General features: G+C 32.9%; 17 protein-coding genes. 11 read left to right on the forward strand and 6 right to left on the reverse strand.

Annotated elements, in window-relative coordinates; all coding sequences use genetic code 11:
* Positions 1-109: 109 nt before the first annotated feature.
* The 5 genes from PYW31_RS02830 (at position 110) to PYW31_RS02850 (ending at position 5,888) form a co-directional block, all read left to right on the forward strand.
* Complete coding sequence (locus tag PYW31_RS02830; RefSeq protein ID WP_046835746.1) at positions 110-1,279, forward strand: SulP family inorganic anion transporter; 1,170 nt, start codon at positions 110-112, stop codon at positions 1,277-1,279.
* Complete coding sequence (locus PYW31_RS02835) at positions 1,279-2,403, forward strand: amidohydrolase (protein WP_046835745.1); 1,125 nt, start codon at positions 1,279-1,281, stop codon at positions 2,401-2,403. Before PYW31_RS02830 ends, PYW31_RS02835 begins: the two co-directional genes overlap by 1 nt.
* A gap of 84 nt (positions 2,404-2,487) precedes the next feature.
* On the forward strand, positions 2,488-3,369 hold the full coding sequence (locus tag PYW31_RS02840) for an SDR family oxidoreductase (protein WP_046835744.1): 882 nt from the start codon (positions 2,488-2,490) through the stop codon (positions 3,367-3,369).
* A gap of 432 nt (positions 3,370-3,801) precedes the next feature.
* Positions 3,802-5,094, forward strand: a complete 1,293-nt coding sequence (locus PYW31_RS02845) for a Na+/H+ antiporter NhaC family protein (protein WP_046835743.1) — start codon at positions 3,802-3,804, stop codon at positions 5,092-5,094.
* Positions 5,095-5,381: 287 nt separating this feature from the next.
* On the forward strand, positions 5,382-5,888 hold the full coding sequence (locus tag PYW31_RS02850; protein WP_046835742.1) for an SRPBCC family protein: 507 nt from the start codon (positions 5,382-5,384) through the stop codon (positions 5,886-5,888).
* Positions 5,889-6,020: 132 nt separating this feature from the next.
* Here the strand turns inward: PYW31_RS02850 and PYW31_RS02855 are convergent, their stop codons facing one another.
* Entirely contained in the window at positions 6,021-6,782 is a 762-nt protein-coding gene (locus PYW31_RS02855) for a MurR/RpiR family transcriptional regulator (RefSeq protein WP_046835741.1), read from the reverse strand.
* Between the two features lie 233 nt (positions 6,783-7,015).
* Between PYW31_RS02855 and PYW31_RS02860 the strand changes: the two genes are divergently transcribed.
* Positions 7,016-8,605: an alpha-glucoside-specific PTS transporter subunit IIBC gene (locus tag PYW31_RS02860; RefSeq protein ID WP_046835740.1), complete on the forward strand. Its 1,590-nt coding sequence runs from the start codon at positions 7,016-7,018 to the stop codon at positions 8,603-8,605.
* Positions 8,606-8,707: 102 nt separating this feature from the next.
* On the opposite strand, the gene PYW31_RS02865 is transcribed toward PYW31_RS02860, so the two are convergent.
* Positions 8,708-9,238, reverse strand: a complete 531-nt coding sequence (locus PYW31_RS02865) for a hypothetical protein (RefSeq protein WP_046835739.1) — start codon at positions 9,236-9,238, stop codon at positions 8,708-8,710.
* Between the two features lie 268 nt (positions 9,239-9,506).
* Between PYW31_RS02865 and PYW31_RS02870 the strand changes: the two genes are divergently transcribed.
* The 3 genes from PYW31_RS02870 to PYW31_RS02880 all read left to right on the forward strand — a co-directional run bounded on the left by PYW31_RS02870 (position 9,507) and on the right by PYW31_RS02880 (position 11,505).
* The gene (locus PYW31_RS02870) at positions 9,507-10,421 is read left to right on the forward strand and encodes a bile acid:sodium symporter family protein (RefSeq protein ID WP_046835738.1); all 915 of its coding nucleotides are present in this window, start codon (positions 9,507-9,509) and stop codon (positions 10,419-10,421) included.
* Between the two features lie 242 nt (positions 10,422-10,663).
* Positions 10,664-11,302, forward strand: a complete 639-nt coding sequence (locus PYW31_RS02875) for an HAD family hydrolase (RefSeq protein ID WP_046835737.1) — start codon at positions 10,664-10,666, stop codon at positions 11,300-11,302.
* An 11-nt stretch (positions 11,303-11,313) separates the two neighbouring features.
* Positions 11,314-11,505 carry a hypothetical protein gene (locus PYW31_RS02880; protein ID WP_046835736.1) on the forward strand — a complete coding sequence of 64 codons (192 nt, stop codon included), beginning with the start codon at positions 11,314-11,316 and terminating at the stop codon, positions 11,503-11,505.
* Between the two features lie 63 nt (positions 11,506-11,568).
* On the opposite strand, the gene PYW31_RS02885 is transcribed toward PYW31_RS02880, so the two are convergent.
* The 3 genes from PYW31_RS02885 to PYW31_RS02895 all read right to left on the reverse strand — a co-directional run bounded on the left by PYW31_RS02885 (position 11,569) and on the right by PYW31_RS02895 (position 13,015).
* Entirely contained in the window at positions 11,569-11,754 is a 186-nt protein-coding gene (locus PYW31_RS02885) for a hypothetical protein (RefSeq protein WP_046835735.1), read from the reverse strand.
* A complete protein-coding gene (locus tag PYW31_RS02890; RefSeq protein ID WP_046835734.1) occupies positions 11,751-12,113 on the reverse strand; it encodes a hypothetical protein in 363 nt (120 codons plus the stop codon). The genes PYW31_RS02885 and PYW31_RS02890 overlap by 4 nt, the downstream gene beginning before the upstream one ends.
* Before the next feature lie 71 nt (positions 12,114-12,184).
* Positions 12,185-13,015: a formate/nitrite transporter family protein gene (locus PYW31_RS02895; RefSeq protein ID WP_046835733.1), complete on the reverse strand. Its 831-nt coding sequence runs from the start codon at positions 13,013-13,015 to the stop codon at positions 12,185-12,187.
* A gap of 313 nt (positions 13,016-13,328) precedes the next feature.
* On the opposite strand from PYW31_RS02895, the gene PYW31_RS02900 reads away from it, so the two are divergent.
* A complete protein-coding gene (locus PYW31_RS02900) occupies positions 13,329-14,717 on the forward strand; it encodes an amino acid permease (RefSeq protein WP_046835732.1) in 1,389 nt (462 codons plus the stop codon).
* 302 nt (positions 14,718-15,019) lie between these two features.
* Positions 15,020-16,453 carry an alkaline phosphatase gene (locus tag PYW31_RS02905; RefSeq protein ID WP_046835731.1) on the forward strand — a complete coding sequence of 478 codons (1,434 nt, stop codon included), beginning with the start codon at positions 15,020-15,022 and terminating at the stop codon, positions 16,451-16,453.
* A gap of 146 nt (positions 16,454-16,599) precedes the next feature.
* Here PYW31_RS02905 and PYW31_RS02910 read toward each other — a convergent pair whose 3' ends face one another.
* Entirely contained in the window at positions 16,600-17,475 is an 876-nt protein-coding gene (locus PYW31_RS02910) for a MurR/RpiR family transcriptional regulator (RefSeq protein WP_046835730.1), read from the reverse strand.
* Position 17,476 lies beyond the last annotated feature (1 nt).

Consider the following 17,476-nt stretch of genomic DNA (forward strand, 5'->3'; position numbering starts at 1 on the left):
AAAGCTTAACTGCATTTTTTTGTTGAAATAAGGATAAACTATAATTGATTAAATATTTTGACAATTATGATAACATAAGTATTAAAGGTATGGGGAGGTGACGTTTAATGTGAGCGAGACCACTTATGTTAAACAGTGGCAAGGAAATATAAGTAACAATATATTATCCGGTATATTACTTGCATTGGCTTTACTTCCTGGAGCGATAGCTTTTTCCTTCATTGCGGGTGTTAGCCCGACGATTGGATTGATAAGCACAGGGCTGATGATGCTTGTGATTAGTGTGACAGGCAATAGGACATTGATGGTATCTGCACCAAGCAGTGGGGTGTCACTTGTAGTCGCACCACTTGCAGCGAGTCATGGTTTGCAGGCATTAATTATGGCAACAATTTTTATGGGGACGATACAAATCATCTTAGGATATTGCAATATTAATAAATTGTTAGATTTGATTCCTTTAGGTGTTGTAATTGGATTTATGAATGCTTTAGGTATACTATTATTTACATCTCAGTTGAAAAATATCTTCAATATCTCAATAGAAACCTATATGATTACGATTGTTTCATTTTTCTTTATCTGGATTGCGCCTAAGTTTATAAAAATAATACCAGCACCTTTAATAGCAATCATCATATTAACTGTGTTTGCCTGGGTCTTCAAACCGAATATTAAAGTAGTTAGTGATATGGCACCAATTCATATAAAGATACCACAGCCATCTATTCCAAAAGACGTATGGGATTGGCATTTTTTAATGATTACATTTGTATATGGCGTGACAATGGCTATCGTAGCTATCGTGCAGACAACGTTAACAGCTCGTATGATGGATGATGTGACAGCTTCAAAAAGTGATAAAAATAAAGAGTCTATTGGACAAGGCATAGCAAATTTTATTGTTGGTATCTTAGGCGGTTATGGGGGCAGTGCACTTGTAGGACAATCTCGATTCAATGTGTCAATGGGTGCAAGTTCCAGACTTTCTACATTTATAACAGGCAGTTTCTTACTGGTGAGTATATTTATTTTTGGAGCAATCATTGGTCAAATACCAATGGCTGTTTTATCTACGGTATTAATTACCATTTCACTTAATACTTTTGACCGTCGTACAATACCATTTATAAAACGCGCTCCAATACTTAATGGTAGTACCGTAATATTAACATTCGTTATTATATTAATTACGAATAACCTTGCAGTTGGTGTTGTTTTGGTAACAATTGGTTATTATATAGTTAATAATTTAAAAAAGAAAGGTAGTGACACATAATGCCACAATATGAAGATTACGTTAATTGGAGAAGAACTTTTCATCAATTTCCAGAATTGTCGGATGTTGAATATGAAACAACAAAAAGATTAAAACGTATTTTAGAATCATATGATATAAAAGTATTAGATTTACCTTTAGAGACTGGATTAGTCGCTGAAGTTGGACAAGGGGAGCAATTTGTAGCTGTAAGAACTGATATCGATGCCTTGCCTATTGATGAACAGGTGATTCATGAATTCACTTCAACAAATAAAGGAGTGATGCATGCGTGTGGTCATGACATACATATGGCTAGTGTGTTAGCTGTAGCCACGAGATTAAAAGCGATTGAAGATCAACTCAATAGGCGTGTGCGTCTTATTTTTCAACCAGCTGAAGAATTGGGCTATGGAGCGTTTCACATAACAGATACTGGCGCTATTGATGGCGCTAAAGCTGTTTTAGGTTATCATAACTATCCAACGTTAGACATTGGACACTTTGCAGTAAAACCTGGTGTTATCACATCATCAGTAGATCGTTTCGAATTTAAAATCAAAGGCAAAGGCGCTCATGCAGCTAAACCTGAACAAGGGAATGATCCTACCATCGTACTGGGCCAATTAATAAATAGCATCCAGTCTATTGTTAGCAGAAACTTATCAGCTTTCGATAGTGCTGTTGTCACAATCGGTGAAGTTTCAAGTGGTAATACATGGAATGTTATTGCAGATCAAGCCTATGTTCAAGGTACTGTGAGAACTTTTGATGCAGAGAAACGAGATTATATAGAAGCACGTTTGAAATCGATAGGTAAAGGGTTGGCAGAGGCTTTTGGTGTTGATATTGAAACGATTTATCATCGCTTGCCTGGAGCTGTTGAAAATGATGAAAAGCTAACTAATGATGCGATTGAAGTTGCAAAACAAGTAGGTTATAACGTTGAGATTATGGACAAACCATTAACAATAGGAGAGGATTTTTCTGGTTTTTCACAAAAATATCCTAGTGTGTTTGTTTTTATAGGTTCAAATAGTGAATATGATTTACATCACCCTAAGTATGATCCAGATGAACGCATTTTAGAAAAAGTGCCAGACTACTTTATTACATTTGTACTAAAGCTTTTGAATGAAAACTAACTAGAAAACAGATGTATCTATGTATTAAATTAAATGAAAATTGGGTAAGGATGAAAGACGACATTAATTGAAGGAGTGTTAATAATGGCATCTCAAGATCCTAGAACAAAATTTTCAAATGCGGATTTCCCTCAACAAGAACAACAGGCGCCTGGACTACAACAACAATTAGATCCTAAACCTGATTGTGGTGAAACCTCTTATAAGGGATATGGACGCTTGAAAGACTATAAGATGTTAGTCACAGGTGGCGATTCAGCTATTGGTCGTGCTGCCGCAATTGCTTATGCAAAAGAAGGAGCAGACGTAGCAATCAACTATTTACCCGATGAAGAAGAAGATGCAAAAGAGGTAAAAGAAATCATAGAAAATGAAGGTCGACATGCTGTTTTAATATCAGGTGATTTACGTAATGAACAATTCAATTATGATTTGGTTGAAGAAGCTTATCATAAACTGGGTGGTTTAGATAATGTCACACTTGTTGCAGGTCATCAACAATACAAAAATAGTATAAAAGATTTTGATACCGCATCATTTTCGGAAACTTTTGAAACCAATGTCTATCCGATATTTTGGACAGTTCAAAAAGCATTAGACTATTTACAGGCAGGAGCAACGATTACATTAACTTCATCAGTACAGGGCTATAATCCTAGTCCTATTTTACATGATTATGCCGCTACAAAAGCTGCTATCATCTCATTAACCAAGAGTTTATCAGAGGAATTGGGAGCTAAAGGTATCCGAGTAAACTGTGTAGCACCAGGGCCATTTTGGTCTCCGCTACAAATCTCGGGTGGTCAACCACAATCTAAAATACCAACCTTTGGGCAAAAAGAAGTACTGGGTAGAGCAGGGCAACCTGTAGAACTTTCAGGTGTTTATGTCCATTTAGCTTCTGAAGAATCAAGTTATACTACAGGTCAAGTATACGGTGTAACTGGAGGCACGCAGTTAGACTAAATTTATAGACCAAATTTAGAAGCTAGAAAATCATACCACAGATTTTCTAGCTTCTTATTATGCCAAAGTTAAGTTAATGCTTTATTATAAATTCTTGTATTTGTCATTTTCAGCTCTAATATCGTATTGACAAAAAGTATATACCATATTAACATTTAGCAGTATTTGTCGTATGATGAGCTATTAAGTACTGTAAGAAAATCATTGAAATATTTATCAAGAGAGGTATAGGGCAGGTCTGTCGATACTTCGACAACATGGTAATGCATGTGCTAATTTCAATAGCTTGGATGAATGCTAGAAGATAGCAATCAATTATAAACGTATACTCTTTTCTTCAATGAAGTAGGAAAGAGTTTTTAATTTTTATATGTATACATGTTAGTGCGATGAAAGTATTGTGATATTATCCTTGGAGAAAGTTGGTTAGGTATGGAGGAAACAAAGAAAGGCAATGTATGGGCATTAATTCCCTTAATTGTATTTGTAGGTTTGTTTTTAGGTGTTGGCATTGGCACAGGAGACTTTTCAACAATGCCGTTAAATGTTGCTATTATAGTAGCATCAATTGTAGGTTTAGTATTAAATCGTAAAGAAACATTCGCTCAAAAAGTAGAGGTTTTCACGAAAGGCGCTGGGCACTCTAATATTATATTGATGATGCTTATCTTCTTATTAGCAGGTGCTTTTTCACAAACTACAGAGGACATGGGAGGCGTGAAATCGACTGTTAATTTAGGTTTATCATTAATACCTGAAAACCTAATTATCGTAGGATTATTTATCATATGTATGTTTGTTTCTGTTTCGATGGGTACTTCTGTAGGTACAGTTGCTGCTATTGCTCCTGTAGGATTTGGATTAAGTCAAGCGACAGATGTTTCAGCAGCAATCACAATGGCAACAGTTGTTGGTGGAGCAATGTTTGGTGATAACTTATCAATGATTTCCGACACAACGATTGCAGCCGTGCGTACCCAAAAAACTAAGATGGGTGACAAATTTAAAGTGAACATTAAAATTGTATTACCAGGGGCAATCTTTACGATTATTGTTTTATGGTTCTTAACAAAAGGTGCTCACATCGATGCAACTAAAGACTACGGCTACAATTTTATTAAAGTTGTACCTTATTTATTAGTATTGATATTAGCAATCATTGGAATCAACGTAATTATTGTTCTGATTGGCGGTATTGTATTATCATCAGTAATTGGTTTAATTGATGGATCATTTGGATGGTCAGGGTTATTAACCTCTATTTCTAAAGGTATCATTGGTATGGAGGACATTGCTATTATAGCATTACTTATTGGTGGCCTTGTAGCTCTGATTCAGCATAACGGTGGTATCACATGGCTGCTCAATTTCGTTCGTAGAAGAGTTAAATCTAAACGTGGCGCAGAGTTAGGTATTGCTGGGTTAGTAAGTACTGCTGACATAGCAACAGCCAATAATACGATTTCAATATTGATGGCAGGACCTTTAGCTAAAAATATATCAGAAGCGTATGATGTAGACCCGAGAAAGTCGGCAAGTATTTTAGATATGTTTGCAAGCTGTTTCCAAGGATTATTACCTTATAGCCCTCAACTTATAGCGGCTGCGGGCGTTGCGTCTATATCACCGTTTGAGTTAGTCCCATATTCTATTTATCCAATGATTTTAGGTGTGTGTGGATTAATTGCAATAGTATTTGGATTGCCTAGATTAGATAAAAAATAAATATGAATGCATTGTGGGAAGGCCTCTCTAAACAAAATTTTGTTAAACATGCCTTCCTACTTTATATATAAGCTTAATTTTTAAAAATTAGAGTGATTATAGTGTAATATATAGTTATAAAATAGCATTGTTTTTAATAAATTCATTCACTTTTCTAGAAAACAAAATATGTAAATCGCCTGTTTTAGTATAAATACAATGAACATTTTGTAAATATCATGATTATAGTTTAGAAGTCTCGTGTAATAAGTTAGAATAGACTTAAGAGTGAAAGTAGGTGAACAAGCGTGGCTAAATATAATGTAGAAAATGAAAACGTTGAAATAAGACTTGAGCGATTATTTAAAGTCGAACCTGAATTATTGTATCAAGCATGGACAGATCAACGATTTCTTAAGCAATGGTTTATGACAACTGCAAGAACGAATAAATCTATACAAGTAAATACAGAGCAAAATGGCAGTTATGAAATTATTGATGCTCGTAACGGAAAACAAAATGTGATAAAAGGTGCTTTTATTACATTAACACCGTATGAATATATTGTCATGACAATTGGTATGCCAGAATTAAGTGATTCGGAAGATACGATTGAAGTGGAAATATTTGAAAGAGAACCAGGTATTACACAAATGATTTTTAATTATATTGCTTTAGTACCAAGAGAAAGACGATATACAACTTTAGAATATAAACAAAAGAAAAAAGAATATCATGATTCTACGGCTCATGGCTTTGAAACTATGTTTGATAAGTTACAACTTACGTTAGAAGAGTTCGAAGCGGGACTATAATACCCAGTTTGAAATATAACTGTATATGGCGCTGAAGATTAATTGTGATACATAAAAGGCTTATTGCATACTTTTAGTGGATGCGATAAGCCTTTTTTATTTAAACATAGCAAATAAAGCTATGAGGTAGTTTTAAATGATCTCCCCGTTTTCTTTACGTTCATTAAACTTACGAAGTAGGGTTTCAAAAAATATATGATAGCTTATAAAACTAGAATAGTCCGTCCCATCCTCTAAATAAAATGTATTGCTAGAAACATAAATATTATAATTCGCTCGTTGAGCAAGCATATTATCTTTTAAAGTAGTCACTGAAATAAAGTAATTTTGGCGTAGTTGCAATAAATTCGTAATATCTGACAGTTGATGGGATTCTCCTGACAGTGAAATGATGAAAAAGATGTCTTTAGATGTTGCTTTATTTAAAATCATTTTAAATTCATGTATATCATGTAATACGATAATGTTTTTATGTATGGTGAGGAAGATTCTTTGTGCTTCTTGCGCGACATTCATTTGTGCTAAACCTGTACCATATAGATAAATGGTTTCTGATTGATTAATTTTATTAGTGACCAGTTCAAAGTCGATACGATCTAAATATGAAAATGTATTTTCAATTTCTTGTTTAAATCCTTCAATAGAATCAGAAGGAAGTTGATGAGATTGCTCAGCTTCGAATTTTAAATAAGATTTAAAATCACTATATCCATCAAAGCCTAATTTGCGTGTGAAACGATGAATTGTAGCATTGGAAGCATGCGTATGCTCAGCCAAGTCTTGTATTTTCATTGTCTTACAAGCCTTTATATGTGTGTTGATAAAATGAGCAATATGTAAGTCATTTTCGTTTAATTTATTAAAATTATTATTAATACGACTGTCTAAAAACATTAGATCACCTCGCGCTTCCTGAAAATATTTTCACATATTGAAAATATAATCTGATTATACAAAATTATTCGGAATGGCGTCAAACTATTGTTTAAATGTAAGCGTTACCTTTATGATTAAAATAAGAATTAAAAGCATTGATTGCAGCGTTAAATATTATTTTTGAAATATTGTAGCTGTATCATTCATTTACAATGTAAGTGAGTCAATTTGTCATAAATGGGGGTAGTTCTATGAACACAATTAAGAGATTTGGTAGTGCAATGATTGTACCAGTACTTATGTTTGCATTCTTTGGTATTGTATTAGGGTTTGCTACTTTATTTAAAAACCCTTCAATAATGGGAAGTATCGCCAATGACGGAACCACGTGGTTTAAGATTTGGTCCGTAATCGAAGCGGGCGGTTGGACAATATTTGATCATATGGAAATGGTATTTGTCGTAGGGCTGCCACTGTCATTAGCGAAAAAAGCGCCAGGCCATGCGGCACTTGCAGCTTTAATGGGATATTTAATGTTCAATACATTTATCAATGCAATACTTACACAATGGCCACACACGTTTGGCGCTAACTTAGAAAAAGGTGTTGAAAATGTTACTGGTCTTAAGGCTATTGCAGGTATTGAAACGTTAGACACAAATATTTTAGGTGGCATTGTTATTTCTAGTATTGTGACATGGGTACATAATAGATTTTACAGTAAAAAATTACCAGAAATGTTAGGTGTTTTCCAAGGATTAACATTTGTTGTCACAATTTCATTTTTTATCATGTTACCATTAGCGGTTATCACTTGCATTGTATGGCCTACAATTCAAGATGGTATTTCATCATTACAAGGCTTTATTATTGGTTCGGGTTATATTGGTGTGTGGCTATTCCATTTTTTAGAAAGAGTACTTATTCCAACAGGACTACATCACTTTATTTATGCGCCTATTGAAGTAGGTCCAGTTGTTGTAAATCAAGGCTTAAAAGCTGAATGGTTTGAACATGTTAATGATTTTGCGAAGAGTACAAAACCATTAAAAGAGCAATTTCCATATGGTTTTATGTTACAAGGTAATGGTAAAGTCTTTGGGGCAATAGGTATTGCACTAGCAATGTATTCGACGACGCCTACAGAAAATAGAAAGAAAATTGCGGCATTACTTATACCTGCAACATTAACTGCTGTAGTGGTAGGTATTACTGAGCCTTTAGAATTCACGTTTTTATTTATTGCTCCATATTTATTCGTACTACACGCAATACTTTCAGCGACAATGGATACATTGATGTATGGATTTGGGCTTGTAGGTAATTTTGGTGGTGGGTTGATCGATTTCTTTGCAACAAATTGGATCCCCCTTGCACAGAATCATTGGTTAACTTATGTAATACAACTGATTATAGGTCTCGCATTTACAGGTATATATTTCGTTGTGTTCCGTTTCTTAATTTTAAAATTTAATATACCACTTCCAGGGCGTAAAAAAGACGAAGAAGGTGTTAAGCTTTATAGTAAGCAAGACTATAAAGGAAAAAAATCTGACCAGTCACCGCAAGGAACTGCTGGCAATGAGTTTGAAGATAAAGCGATATATTATTTAGAAGGATTAGGTGGCAAAGATAATATCAAAGATGTCACTAATTGTGCAACACGCTTAAGATTGACAGTCAATGATATGGAACAAGTAGAACATAATGATTACTTTATCCATAATCAAATGGCCCATGGATTAGTTAAAAGTGGAAAAAATGTCCAAGTCATTGTTGGTATGTCTGTACCTCAAGTTAGAGAAGCGTTTGAACATCTTGTTGGAAATGAAGAAAATTAGTCAACATTAGACGTTATTGACTTAAATAAACTTAAAAAAGCACAGACTACAGTAAAGAAACTACTGAGAGTTTGTGCTTTTTATTAAAATGATATATAAATTCTAAGAAATTCTAGCTTTAGTGATTAAACGCGGTTGATAAATTGCACCGTGTATATCTATGTTGTGTGTAGCAATTTGATAGATTAGTTTAGCAAATGTTGAGGGCGAACATGAGACATTAATCTTATCTCTGTTGAAGGTATACATGACTTGTTCTGTATTGTTGATTAAATTCATAATATCTATCATTTTATCTTTAATAAAAGCATCACGTAATCCATCAATGGATAGTTCAAAACGTTTGGATGATGATAGTAAATGGGTTGGATCTAATAATTCTTCAATATGATGATTTTCTAAAATTTGATAAATCGTATAGTTATGGAAGCTAAGGAAACTAATTATATATGGTAGTTGCTGCTTTGGTAAATTAATCTTTAAAGCATACAAGTTTTTTTCTTTGAAAATTGTAAATTTGAATGTATCACAAAAATTAATTTGATTACATAGTTTAGTTAATTGTTTTCGTGTGGCGCGTTGGTTGAGTCCGCCTATATTTAATACAAATGTTTCTGTTCTATCTAAAAACATATTATACCTCCACCTCTATATAAAGTCACATTTAGGATATTATGCATAATATTCTTTTGTACTTAAATTTTACCTGTTTTAATTTCTATTAAATTGTACCATTCTTTTTTAACCTTAGCACTAGGTCTTTAGAACGAAGTTGAAATTATACGACAATGCAGTGTTTGCCTCGGTCGAAAAGATTTTGAATATTTAGAAAATTATATTGTTAACTTGTATAAAATGTGATACATTTTTCTTTATTAATACATAGAGGAAGTGTTTAAAGATGTTATCCAAAGTAAGTAGATTTGCAACAAACACATTCTTGGTATGGATGTTAATCGCAGCGATAATTGGATTCTTTTTCCCAAATCAACTCGCTACGTTGAGTGGATGGGTTCCATATTTATTAGGTATTGTTATGCTTGGTATGGGTTTAACAATTGATCCTAAAGATTTTAAAATCGTATTTCAATCACCTAAAGCAGTTGGCATTGGTGTGATATTACAATATACAATTATGCCAGTTACAGCATATTTAATTGCTAAGTTATTCCATTTATCACCAGAAGTTGCCATTGGAGTAATCTTAGTAGGTTGTTGCCCAGGTGGTACATCGAGTAATGTGATGAGTTATTTAGCGAATGCAAATGTCGCATTATCTGTGGCTATTACAAGTGTTTCTACATTGTTAGCCCCAATATTAACGCCAGCGCTTATTTACTTATTTGCACATCAATGGTTGCAAGTTTCGTTTATGAGTATGTTTTGGTCAGTTATTCAAGTCATACTTATCCCAATCATTATAGGGTTTATTTTACAGAAAGTGTTTAAGAAATTTGCTGAAAAATCAGCGACTGCTTTACCTATCGTATCTGTTATAGCAATTTCATTAATATTGGCTTCAGTTGTAGGGGGCAGTAAATCACAAATTTTACAAACAGGCTTATTAATTTTTGCAGTAGTCATATTACACAATATTATAGGTTATACATTAGGCTATACATTAGCAAAAATATTTAAACTTGAAAGAGCGGATAAAAAAGCTGTCTCAATTGAAGTAGGTATGCAAAACTCTGGTTTAGCGGTTTCGTTAGCTACTGTGCATTTTAGCCCGTTGGCGGCAGTACCTGGGGCAGTCTTTAGTTTGGTACATAATATAACTGGACCTATATTAGCAAAATACTGGCACAAAAAATAATTGTATTTATTACTTTGTGTAAGAAACATCGTTATAAGTTAGCTCACTCTAATTGAGTGAGTTTTTTTATGAAGTAAGAACTAAAAATAAGGTGGGAATACATAATTATCAGTCATATTATGATAAGCTTTTAGTAAATTCATTTTGAATAGGCAAGATAAATAGATGCTTAAATGTGATTGATATATAAGCATTTATAATTTGTTTAAACTCAAACGATAAATTGAAAAGGGAGAATCATTATGTATAGAGCAGTAATATTTGATTTTGATGGCACTATTATTGATACAGAAAAGCACTTATTTCAAATTATTAATAAACATTTAAAGCAAAATGGTTTAACAGAAATTTCGCTAGATTATTATCGACAATCTATTGGTGGTGCTGCAACAGAATTACATAACTATTTAGAAAATCAACTAGGTATAGATAACAAGCAAAAAATTTATGAAGAACATAATCTTACTAGCGTTGACCTACCTATTATTGCAGATGTTAAACAGTTGATGGATTATTGTAAGAAACGTCATATACCTATGGCGGTAGCTACAAGTAGTTATAGAAAAGATATTCTACCAACTTTTAAGAACTTAGGACTAGATGCATATATTGAGATTATCGTGGCTAGAGAAGATGTTGAATCTGTGAAACCTGATCCGGAGTTATATTTAACTGCAGTACAACAACTTAACTACGCTCCGGGTAATTGTTTAGCGATAGAAGATTCAGTGAATGGAGCCACAGCAGCTGTTACTGCAGGGTTAGATGTTATTGTTAATACTAATGAAATGACGGAGCAACAAGATTTTAGTAAAGTTGCATATTCAGGTAGAGATTTAACAGTAAATGAAATGATTGCGAGTTATTTTGAGAAAAAATAGGAGTTAGATACATGAATGGATACTTAATTTTATTTTTTTTAGCTGGCCCTGTAGTTTTGGCGCTCAGTAATTTAGTCTTGGGACCTATATTTAATAAAAAAATACCATTCACCATACAATTTAGGTCATTTATGGTTGGAACAGTAATTTATTTATTGTGTGCTGTTGTTTTATATTACTTAGTGTTACAAGACCGATTTTAAAAGGGAATAGACAAATAAAACATCCTTATTGCTTCTTTATTAAAGAAGCAATAAGGATGTTATTTAATTTAAAAATTGAAAAAGTAGTGTGACTACCACTAATACAAGGAGTATCGCATCGATACCAACCATAATAGCAAAACGAGGATTCTTTTCGCCGTTTGCTTTAGAATTTTTAACTGCTTTAAAGTTGGGAATTAAGCTGACAACCAATAAAATAATGATAATAATACCTAGAATTATACTCATCTGTGATCACCACCATTTTTATTTTTCTCTATAAATTCCCACATATATCCTGCAATCACACCGATGAGTAAACCAACAATAATACCTATTTTGATAGTGGCTACTATCGAGCAGATAATAATTGCAACTAATAGGGCAATAGGGATAGTGATACCAAATTTATATTTGCGTTCTGGAGAATTGACTATAGAAAATAAAACATAATATAAAATGCCTAAGACGATCATAGCAAGTAAAGATTTTAAAATTAATTGACCAACTGCATTATGGTGTGAGCTACTAAAATAATTTAATAAGAAAAATAACACACCAAATACAATTGAAATGGTAATCGTTCGTTTGATTAAGTGTTTATTCATAGCGAACTCCTTTGTGATCAAATCTAAACAAAATTATAACATATTAAGGATATAATATAGAGTTTTAGAAATTACGATTTGTGGTTCGTATCAAATTGATGATGGTCATTTAAATAAGCATAGAATAAACCAATGATAAGTCCACCGCCAATATAGTTACCTATTGCAGCGGCAATCAAATTTATTGCAGCAGGTATAAATGATAGAACATGACTTTGATAGACAACGCCACCAGCAAATAATACGGAATTATATACAACATGCTCATAACCCATAAAAGCAAATATTGAAACTCCAAACATCATGACAAACATCTTAGCTAAAATATCTTCTATTTGCATAGCGATAACTAGAGAAATATTTATAAAAAAATTAGCAAAGATACCTTTTGTAATGATTGAGATAAAACTTGCTGTTAATGTTTTATGTATAATAGTTGATTCTAATTGATTAAACATTTCAGGAGACATGACATCTGAACATCTTAATAATAAGAAAAATATAAGACCGCCAAGTGCATTACCTATAAAACATAAAGCAAAAATATTTAATACACGTAAAGGCTTTATTACACGGTAATACAGACCAACTGTAAAATACATAAAATTACTAGTTAATAATTCAGAGTTAGTAAATAGTATTAAAACTAAAGCAAAACTAAATGCTACGGAAGCTATGATATTAACAACACTAGGAGGTATATCATGATTGAGTGATGCTTTTAGCAACAATACAAATATCGTTATTGTCCCCAATATAAAGCCAGCCATAATAGCGCGCAACAGGTAGCGCTTGAAATAGAAACTCTGAAGTATATCTTTCGTTCTAATTGTTTCAACTACATGGGTAACCCAGACCTTACCATAAAATATTTTATCCCATTTAATATTTTTTTCGTTCAATTTATTTCGCCTCACTTTCTACAGATTAATTATACAATGGAAAGTATTTATTGTGATTATTTTCACAATAAATACACATTATATTGATATAAAGGTATTGGGTAGCATAACTATATTTTGAAAACGGCGAGATAATAAAAGAATCTTCTAATATACTTTGCTTTTTATTGTAAAATCGCCTACAATAGATAGCGGGAAATGTAAGGGCTTACATTTTTAAAGATAATTGTTTTAATTTTTAGAATTTATAGTATAATAGCGACATGATAAGTGATTTTTTATACTTATATTTGAAAGAGATGGGGTTTGAATAATGAAAGAGAATAATGAACTGCAAAGGGGATTAGGTGCACGTCAAATGCGTATGATTGCGCTTGGCGGAACAATTGGGGTAGGACTATTTATGGGTGCAACAAGCACTATAAAGTGGACGGGTCCTTCTGTAATATTTGCATATTTGATTGCAGGTATGTTTTTATTTTTAGTTATGAGAGCAATGGGAGAAATGGTGTATTTAGATCCAACATCAGGCTCTTTTGCTAACTTTGCTAGTGATTACATACATCCTGTGGCAGGCTATCTAACTGCATGGAGCAATATATTCCAGTGGATTGTCGTAGGGATGAGTGAAGTTATTGCGGTCGGTGAATATATGAACTATTGGTTCCCAGATTTACCACAATGGATACCTGGGGTCATCGTAGTTGCTTTATTAGCAAGTGCTAATCTTGTATCAGTAAAAGCGTTTGGTGAATTTGAATTCTGGTTTGCAATGATAAAAGTAGTGACGATTGTATTAATGATTGTTGCTGGCTTTGGACTTATATTCTTTGGTTTAGGTAACGGTGGAGAAGCTATTGGTATTTCAAACTTATGGTCACATGGTGCCTTTATGCCTAATGGTTGGCTTGGATTCTTCTTTGCCCTTTCAATCGTTATCGGATCTTATCAAGGTGTTGAATTAATCGGTATTACAGCCGGTGAAACAAAAGACCCACAAAAGAATATTAAAAGCGCGGTTAATGGCGTAATTTGGCGTATATTAATCTTCTATCTAGGCGCAATATTTGTTATTGTAACAGTTTATCCTTGGGACGAATTAGGCAATATAGGTAGCCCATTTGTTGCTACATTCTCTAAAGTTGGTATCACTTTTGCAGCTGGTTTAATTAACTTTGTTGTATTGACTGCTGCTATGTCCGGATGTAATTCAGGTATATTCAGTGCTAGTCGTATGACACTTACATTAGCTAAAAATGGACAAATGCCTAAATTCTTTACGAAAGTAATGAAAAATGGTGTTCCAGTATGGACTGTGAGCGCAATTTCACTTGGCATTTTAGTGGGTGCTTTATTAAATGTCATCTTACCTTTATTTATTAAAGGTGCAGATAGTATCTTTGTTTATGTATATAGTGCTTCTATTTTACCGGGTATGGTACCTTGGTTCATGATTTTAATTAGTCACTTGAGATTTAGAAAGCAATACCCTGAAAAGGTTAAAGGTCATCCATTTAAGATGCCTGGCGGTGCATTTACTAATTATATAACAATGGCATTCTTTATTATGGTATTAATCGGAATGTTGTTTAATAAAGAAACAGTAGTATCTATTGTTATAGGTATTATCTTCCTAGCATTTATGACTGTGTTCTATTTCATTAAGGGATATCATAAGTTAAGTAAAGATGAACAAATTTAAATTTAAGCATAGCTGAGCAGTTTGATATTATAGAACATTAATCATTTTAAATATAAATATAAATACATAGTTACATGTCGATAGTAAAACAATCGATGTGTAACTATTTTTTTGAGAAGGTATGGAATTTAGTTTAATTATCTTCCTTTAGAGTGTAATATTTCGAAATTATAATTAGCATTTTCAAATTCAAATAATATTTATTTTACATAAACTTAACAAAATAAAAATGATCACTCAAAAAACTTTCAGTACACTAAATGTAAAGGTAAGATAATACATATTAAAGGAGTTATTAATTTATGAAATTTCATAATAAGTTAGCAACTGTTTCTATAGCTAGTGCAATTTTTGTTGGTAGTGCATTGGGAAATACACCAACTACATATGCTTCAAGTGGAGGACAAGCGCCGACAAATAAAGAGGATGTATCATATATGGGAAATACTAAAAATCCTAAAAATGTTATTTTCTTAGTTGGAGATGGTATGGGACCTTCGTACAATTCTGCTTATCGCTATTTTGCTGATAAACCAGAAACAAAAGAAATGGAAAAAACAGCATTTGATAAGCATTTAACAGGTACACAGCGTACAAATCCTAATGATTCTAAAGAGAATGTAACTGATTCAGCAGCTGGGGCAACTGCTTTTAGTTCTGGACATAAAACATATAATGGTGCTATTGGTGTAGATGAAAACAAACAGAGTGTTAAAACTGTTTTAGAACAAGCAAAAGAGAATGGTAAATCTACAGGGCTAGTTTCAACTGCTGAACTTACTGATGCGACGCCAGCTGCTTATGCTTCACACGTAGACAGCCGTGATAAAAAGGAAGCAATTGCAAAGCAATTTTATAATGACAAAATTAACGGTGAACACAAAGTAGATGTTTTACTTGGTGGAGGTGCTGAATATTTTGGTGAAAAAAATGGAAATATTGCTGATAAATTCAAGGCAGATGGTTATGATGTAGTAGATAATAAAACAGATTTACAAAATTCAACAAATAAAAAAGTATTAGGTTTATTCGCGGATAACGATATGCCTTTACAAGTAGATGCACCTGATAAAAATCCAAAACTTGTAGATATGACTGATAGTGCAGTTAAACGTTTGCAACAAAATGATAAAGGTTTCTTTTTAATGGTAGAAGGTGCGTCTATTGATAAATCGGGCCATCCAAATGATGTTACTGGAGTTATGTCAGAAATGGCAGGTTTTGAGAAATCATTTGATTACGCTATGGATTACGCAAAACAAAATCCAGATACATTAGTTGTCGCTACTGCCGATCATTCAACAGGTGGTATGACAATTGCTAAAGGTAAAGACTATTTATGGAACCCTAAAGCTATACGAGAAATGAAACATTCAGGTTCATATATGACAAAAGCCATTGCAGATGGTAAAGATCCTGAAAAAGTTATTAAAGAAGGTTATGGTTTTGAAGTATCTGCTAATCAAATCCAAAAAATAAGCAATGAAGCTAAAAAGCTGAAAAAATTGGATGAAGCAGATAAGAAGTATGAAGATCAGTTACAAAAATTACAAGATGCAGTTCAAAAACCAATTAATGACGCATCACATACAGGTTGGACTACGAATGGTCATACGGGTGAAGATGTAAACACATATGCGTATGGACCAGGCAGTGATAAGTTTGAAGGCAATATTGATAATACAGACAGTGCTAAAAATATATTTGATTTTTTCAAAAATGATGTGCAACAGTAATTAGACTATATTGAATATTAATCTATTTATAGATAGAGACAAGCAGTGCAAACCCTAGCTGCTTGTCTCTTTTTATTGTAAATATGAATAAGTCTCTATCTTCTCTTATCCTGTAAGCCAGATGATTATTTAAATGTATTACGGTGTCAATGTTTGGATTGGATAGTAGTTAAGTACCTATGATACTCATCTAAAGCTAGTTTAGATTGTGTAATCAAATTGAGTGAATTTTGATAATTTAATGCAATATAACGATAGTAAAGTATATCTACTGTGAATAATTGCGCGAAAAGGGAAGTTGTTGCAGCCATGCGCAATTCATTCTCATCTGTTTCTCCATAGATTAAAGTGTAATCAGCAATTTTAGCGAGAGGGTTATTATCATTACTAGAGATGGTGATGATATTTACATGATTATTAGATGCGATTGTAGCCATCGATAGCATTTCACTATGAATACCTTTATTAGTTACAAAGATGATACAATCATGTGCATCATGTGAAGCTAATGTTGACATTAATAAGTGGGTCTCTTGCAGTAAACGTACATTGATACCGATGCGTGAAAATTTTTGGAAAAGATCAGTAACAATTATCATGGATGCACCATAACCAAATAGAAATACTGTGCGGGCATGTTTAATTGTTTTGCAAATAGCATCTATATCATGATCATTGATTTGTACGGATGCGCAATTCATGGTGTCTGTCACACGCGCTAACATATTTGATTTGAGTGTAGCTACACTTTCGTTATCAGCTAGCTCAAAGTGATTAAGTTGCTTGGTATCTTCAGGTAAGTAACGAGATATAGAAAGTTTTAGTTCTTGAAATCCTTTTTCGGTAATTTTTTTACTAAACCTAACTATAGAGGCGGTACTGGTATTGATTGTTTCAGATAAGTCTTGAACTGACATATTTATGATTTCATGAGGTGAAGCTAAAATAAAATCAGCAATTTTTCTTTCGCTTTTAGTTAATTGATCATATTGTTTATTAATTTTATAAAGTATATTGGTCATT

Origin of the sequence: Staphylococcus succinus (assembly GCF_029024945.1) — a bacterium.
Classification (GTDB): domain Bacteria; phylum Bacillota; class Bacilli; order Staphylococcales; family Staphylococcaceae; genus Staphylococcus; species Staphylococcus succinus.

Coding starts and splice junctions, on each gene's coding strand:
- PYW31_RS02835 (WP_046835745.1), top strand. CDS start 1,279: ATGCCACAATATGAAGATTACGTTAATTGGAGAAGAACTTTTCATCAA.
- PYW31_RS02840 (WP_046835744.1), top strand. CDS start 2,488: ATGGCATCTCAAGATCCTAGAACAAAATTTTCAAATGCGGATTTCCCT.
- PYW31_RS02845 (WP_046835743.1), top strand. CDS start 3,802: ATGGAGGAAACAAAGAAAGGCAATGTATGGGCATTAATTCCCTTAATT.
- PYW31_RS02855 (WP_046835741.1), bottom strand. CDS start 6,782: ATGTTTTTAGACAGTCGTATTAATAATAATTTTAATAAATTAAACGAA.
- PYW31_RS02860 (WP_046835740.1), top strand. CDS start 7,016: ATGAACACAATTAAGAGATTTGGTAGTGCAATGATTGTACCAGTACTT.
- PYW31_RS02865 (WP_046835739.1), bottom strand. CDS start 9,238: ATGTTTTTAGATAGAACAGAAACATTTGTATTAAATATAGGCGGACTC.
- PYW31_RS02870 (WP_046835738.1), top strand. CDS start 9,507: ATGTTATCCAAAGTAAGTAGATTTGCAACAAACACATTCTTGGTATGG.
- PYW31_RS02875 (WP_046835737.1), top strand. CDS start 10,664: ATGTATAGAGCAGTAATATTTGATTTTGATGGCACTATTATTGATACA.
- PYW31_RS02880 (WP_046835736.1), top strand. CDS start 11,314: ATGAATGGATACTTAATTTTATTTTTTTTAGCTGGCCCTGTAGTTTTG.
- PYW31_RS02885 (WP_046835735.1), bottom strand. CDS start 11,754: ATGAGTATAATTCTAGGTATTATTATCATTATTTTATTGGTTGTCAGC.
- PYW31_RS02890 (WP_046835734.1), bottom strand. CDS start 12,113: ATGAATAAACACTTAATCAAACGAACGATTACCATTTCAATTGTATTT.
- PYW31_RS02900 (WP_046835732.1), top strand. CDS start 13,329: ATGAAAGAGAATAATGAACTGCAAAGGGGATTAGGTGCACGTCAAATG.
- PYW31_RS02905 (WP_046835731.1), top strand. CDS start 15,020: ATGAAATTTCATAATAAGTTAGCAACTGTTTCTATAGCTAGTGCAATT.
- PYW31_RS02910 (WP_046835730.1), bottom strand. CDS start 17,475: ATGACCAATATACTTTATAAAATTAATAAACAATATGATCAATTAACT.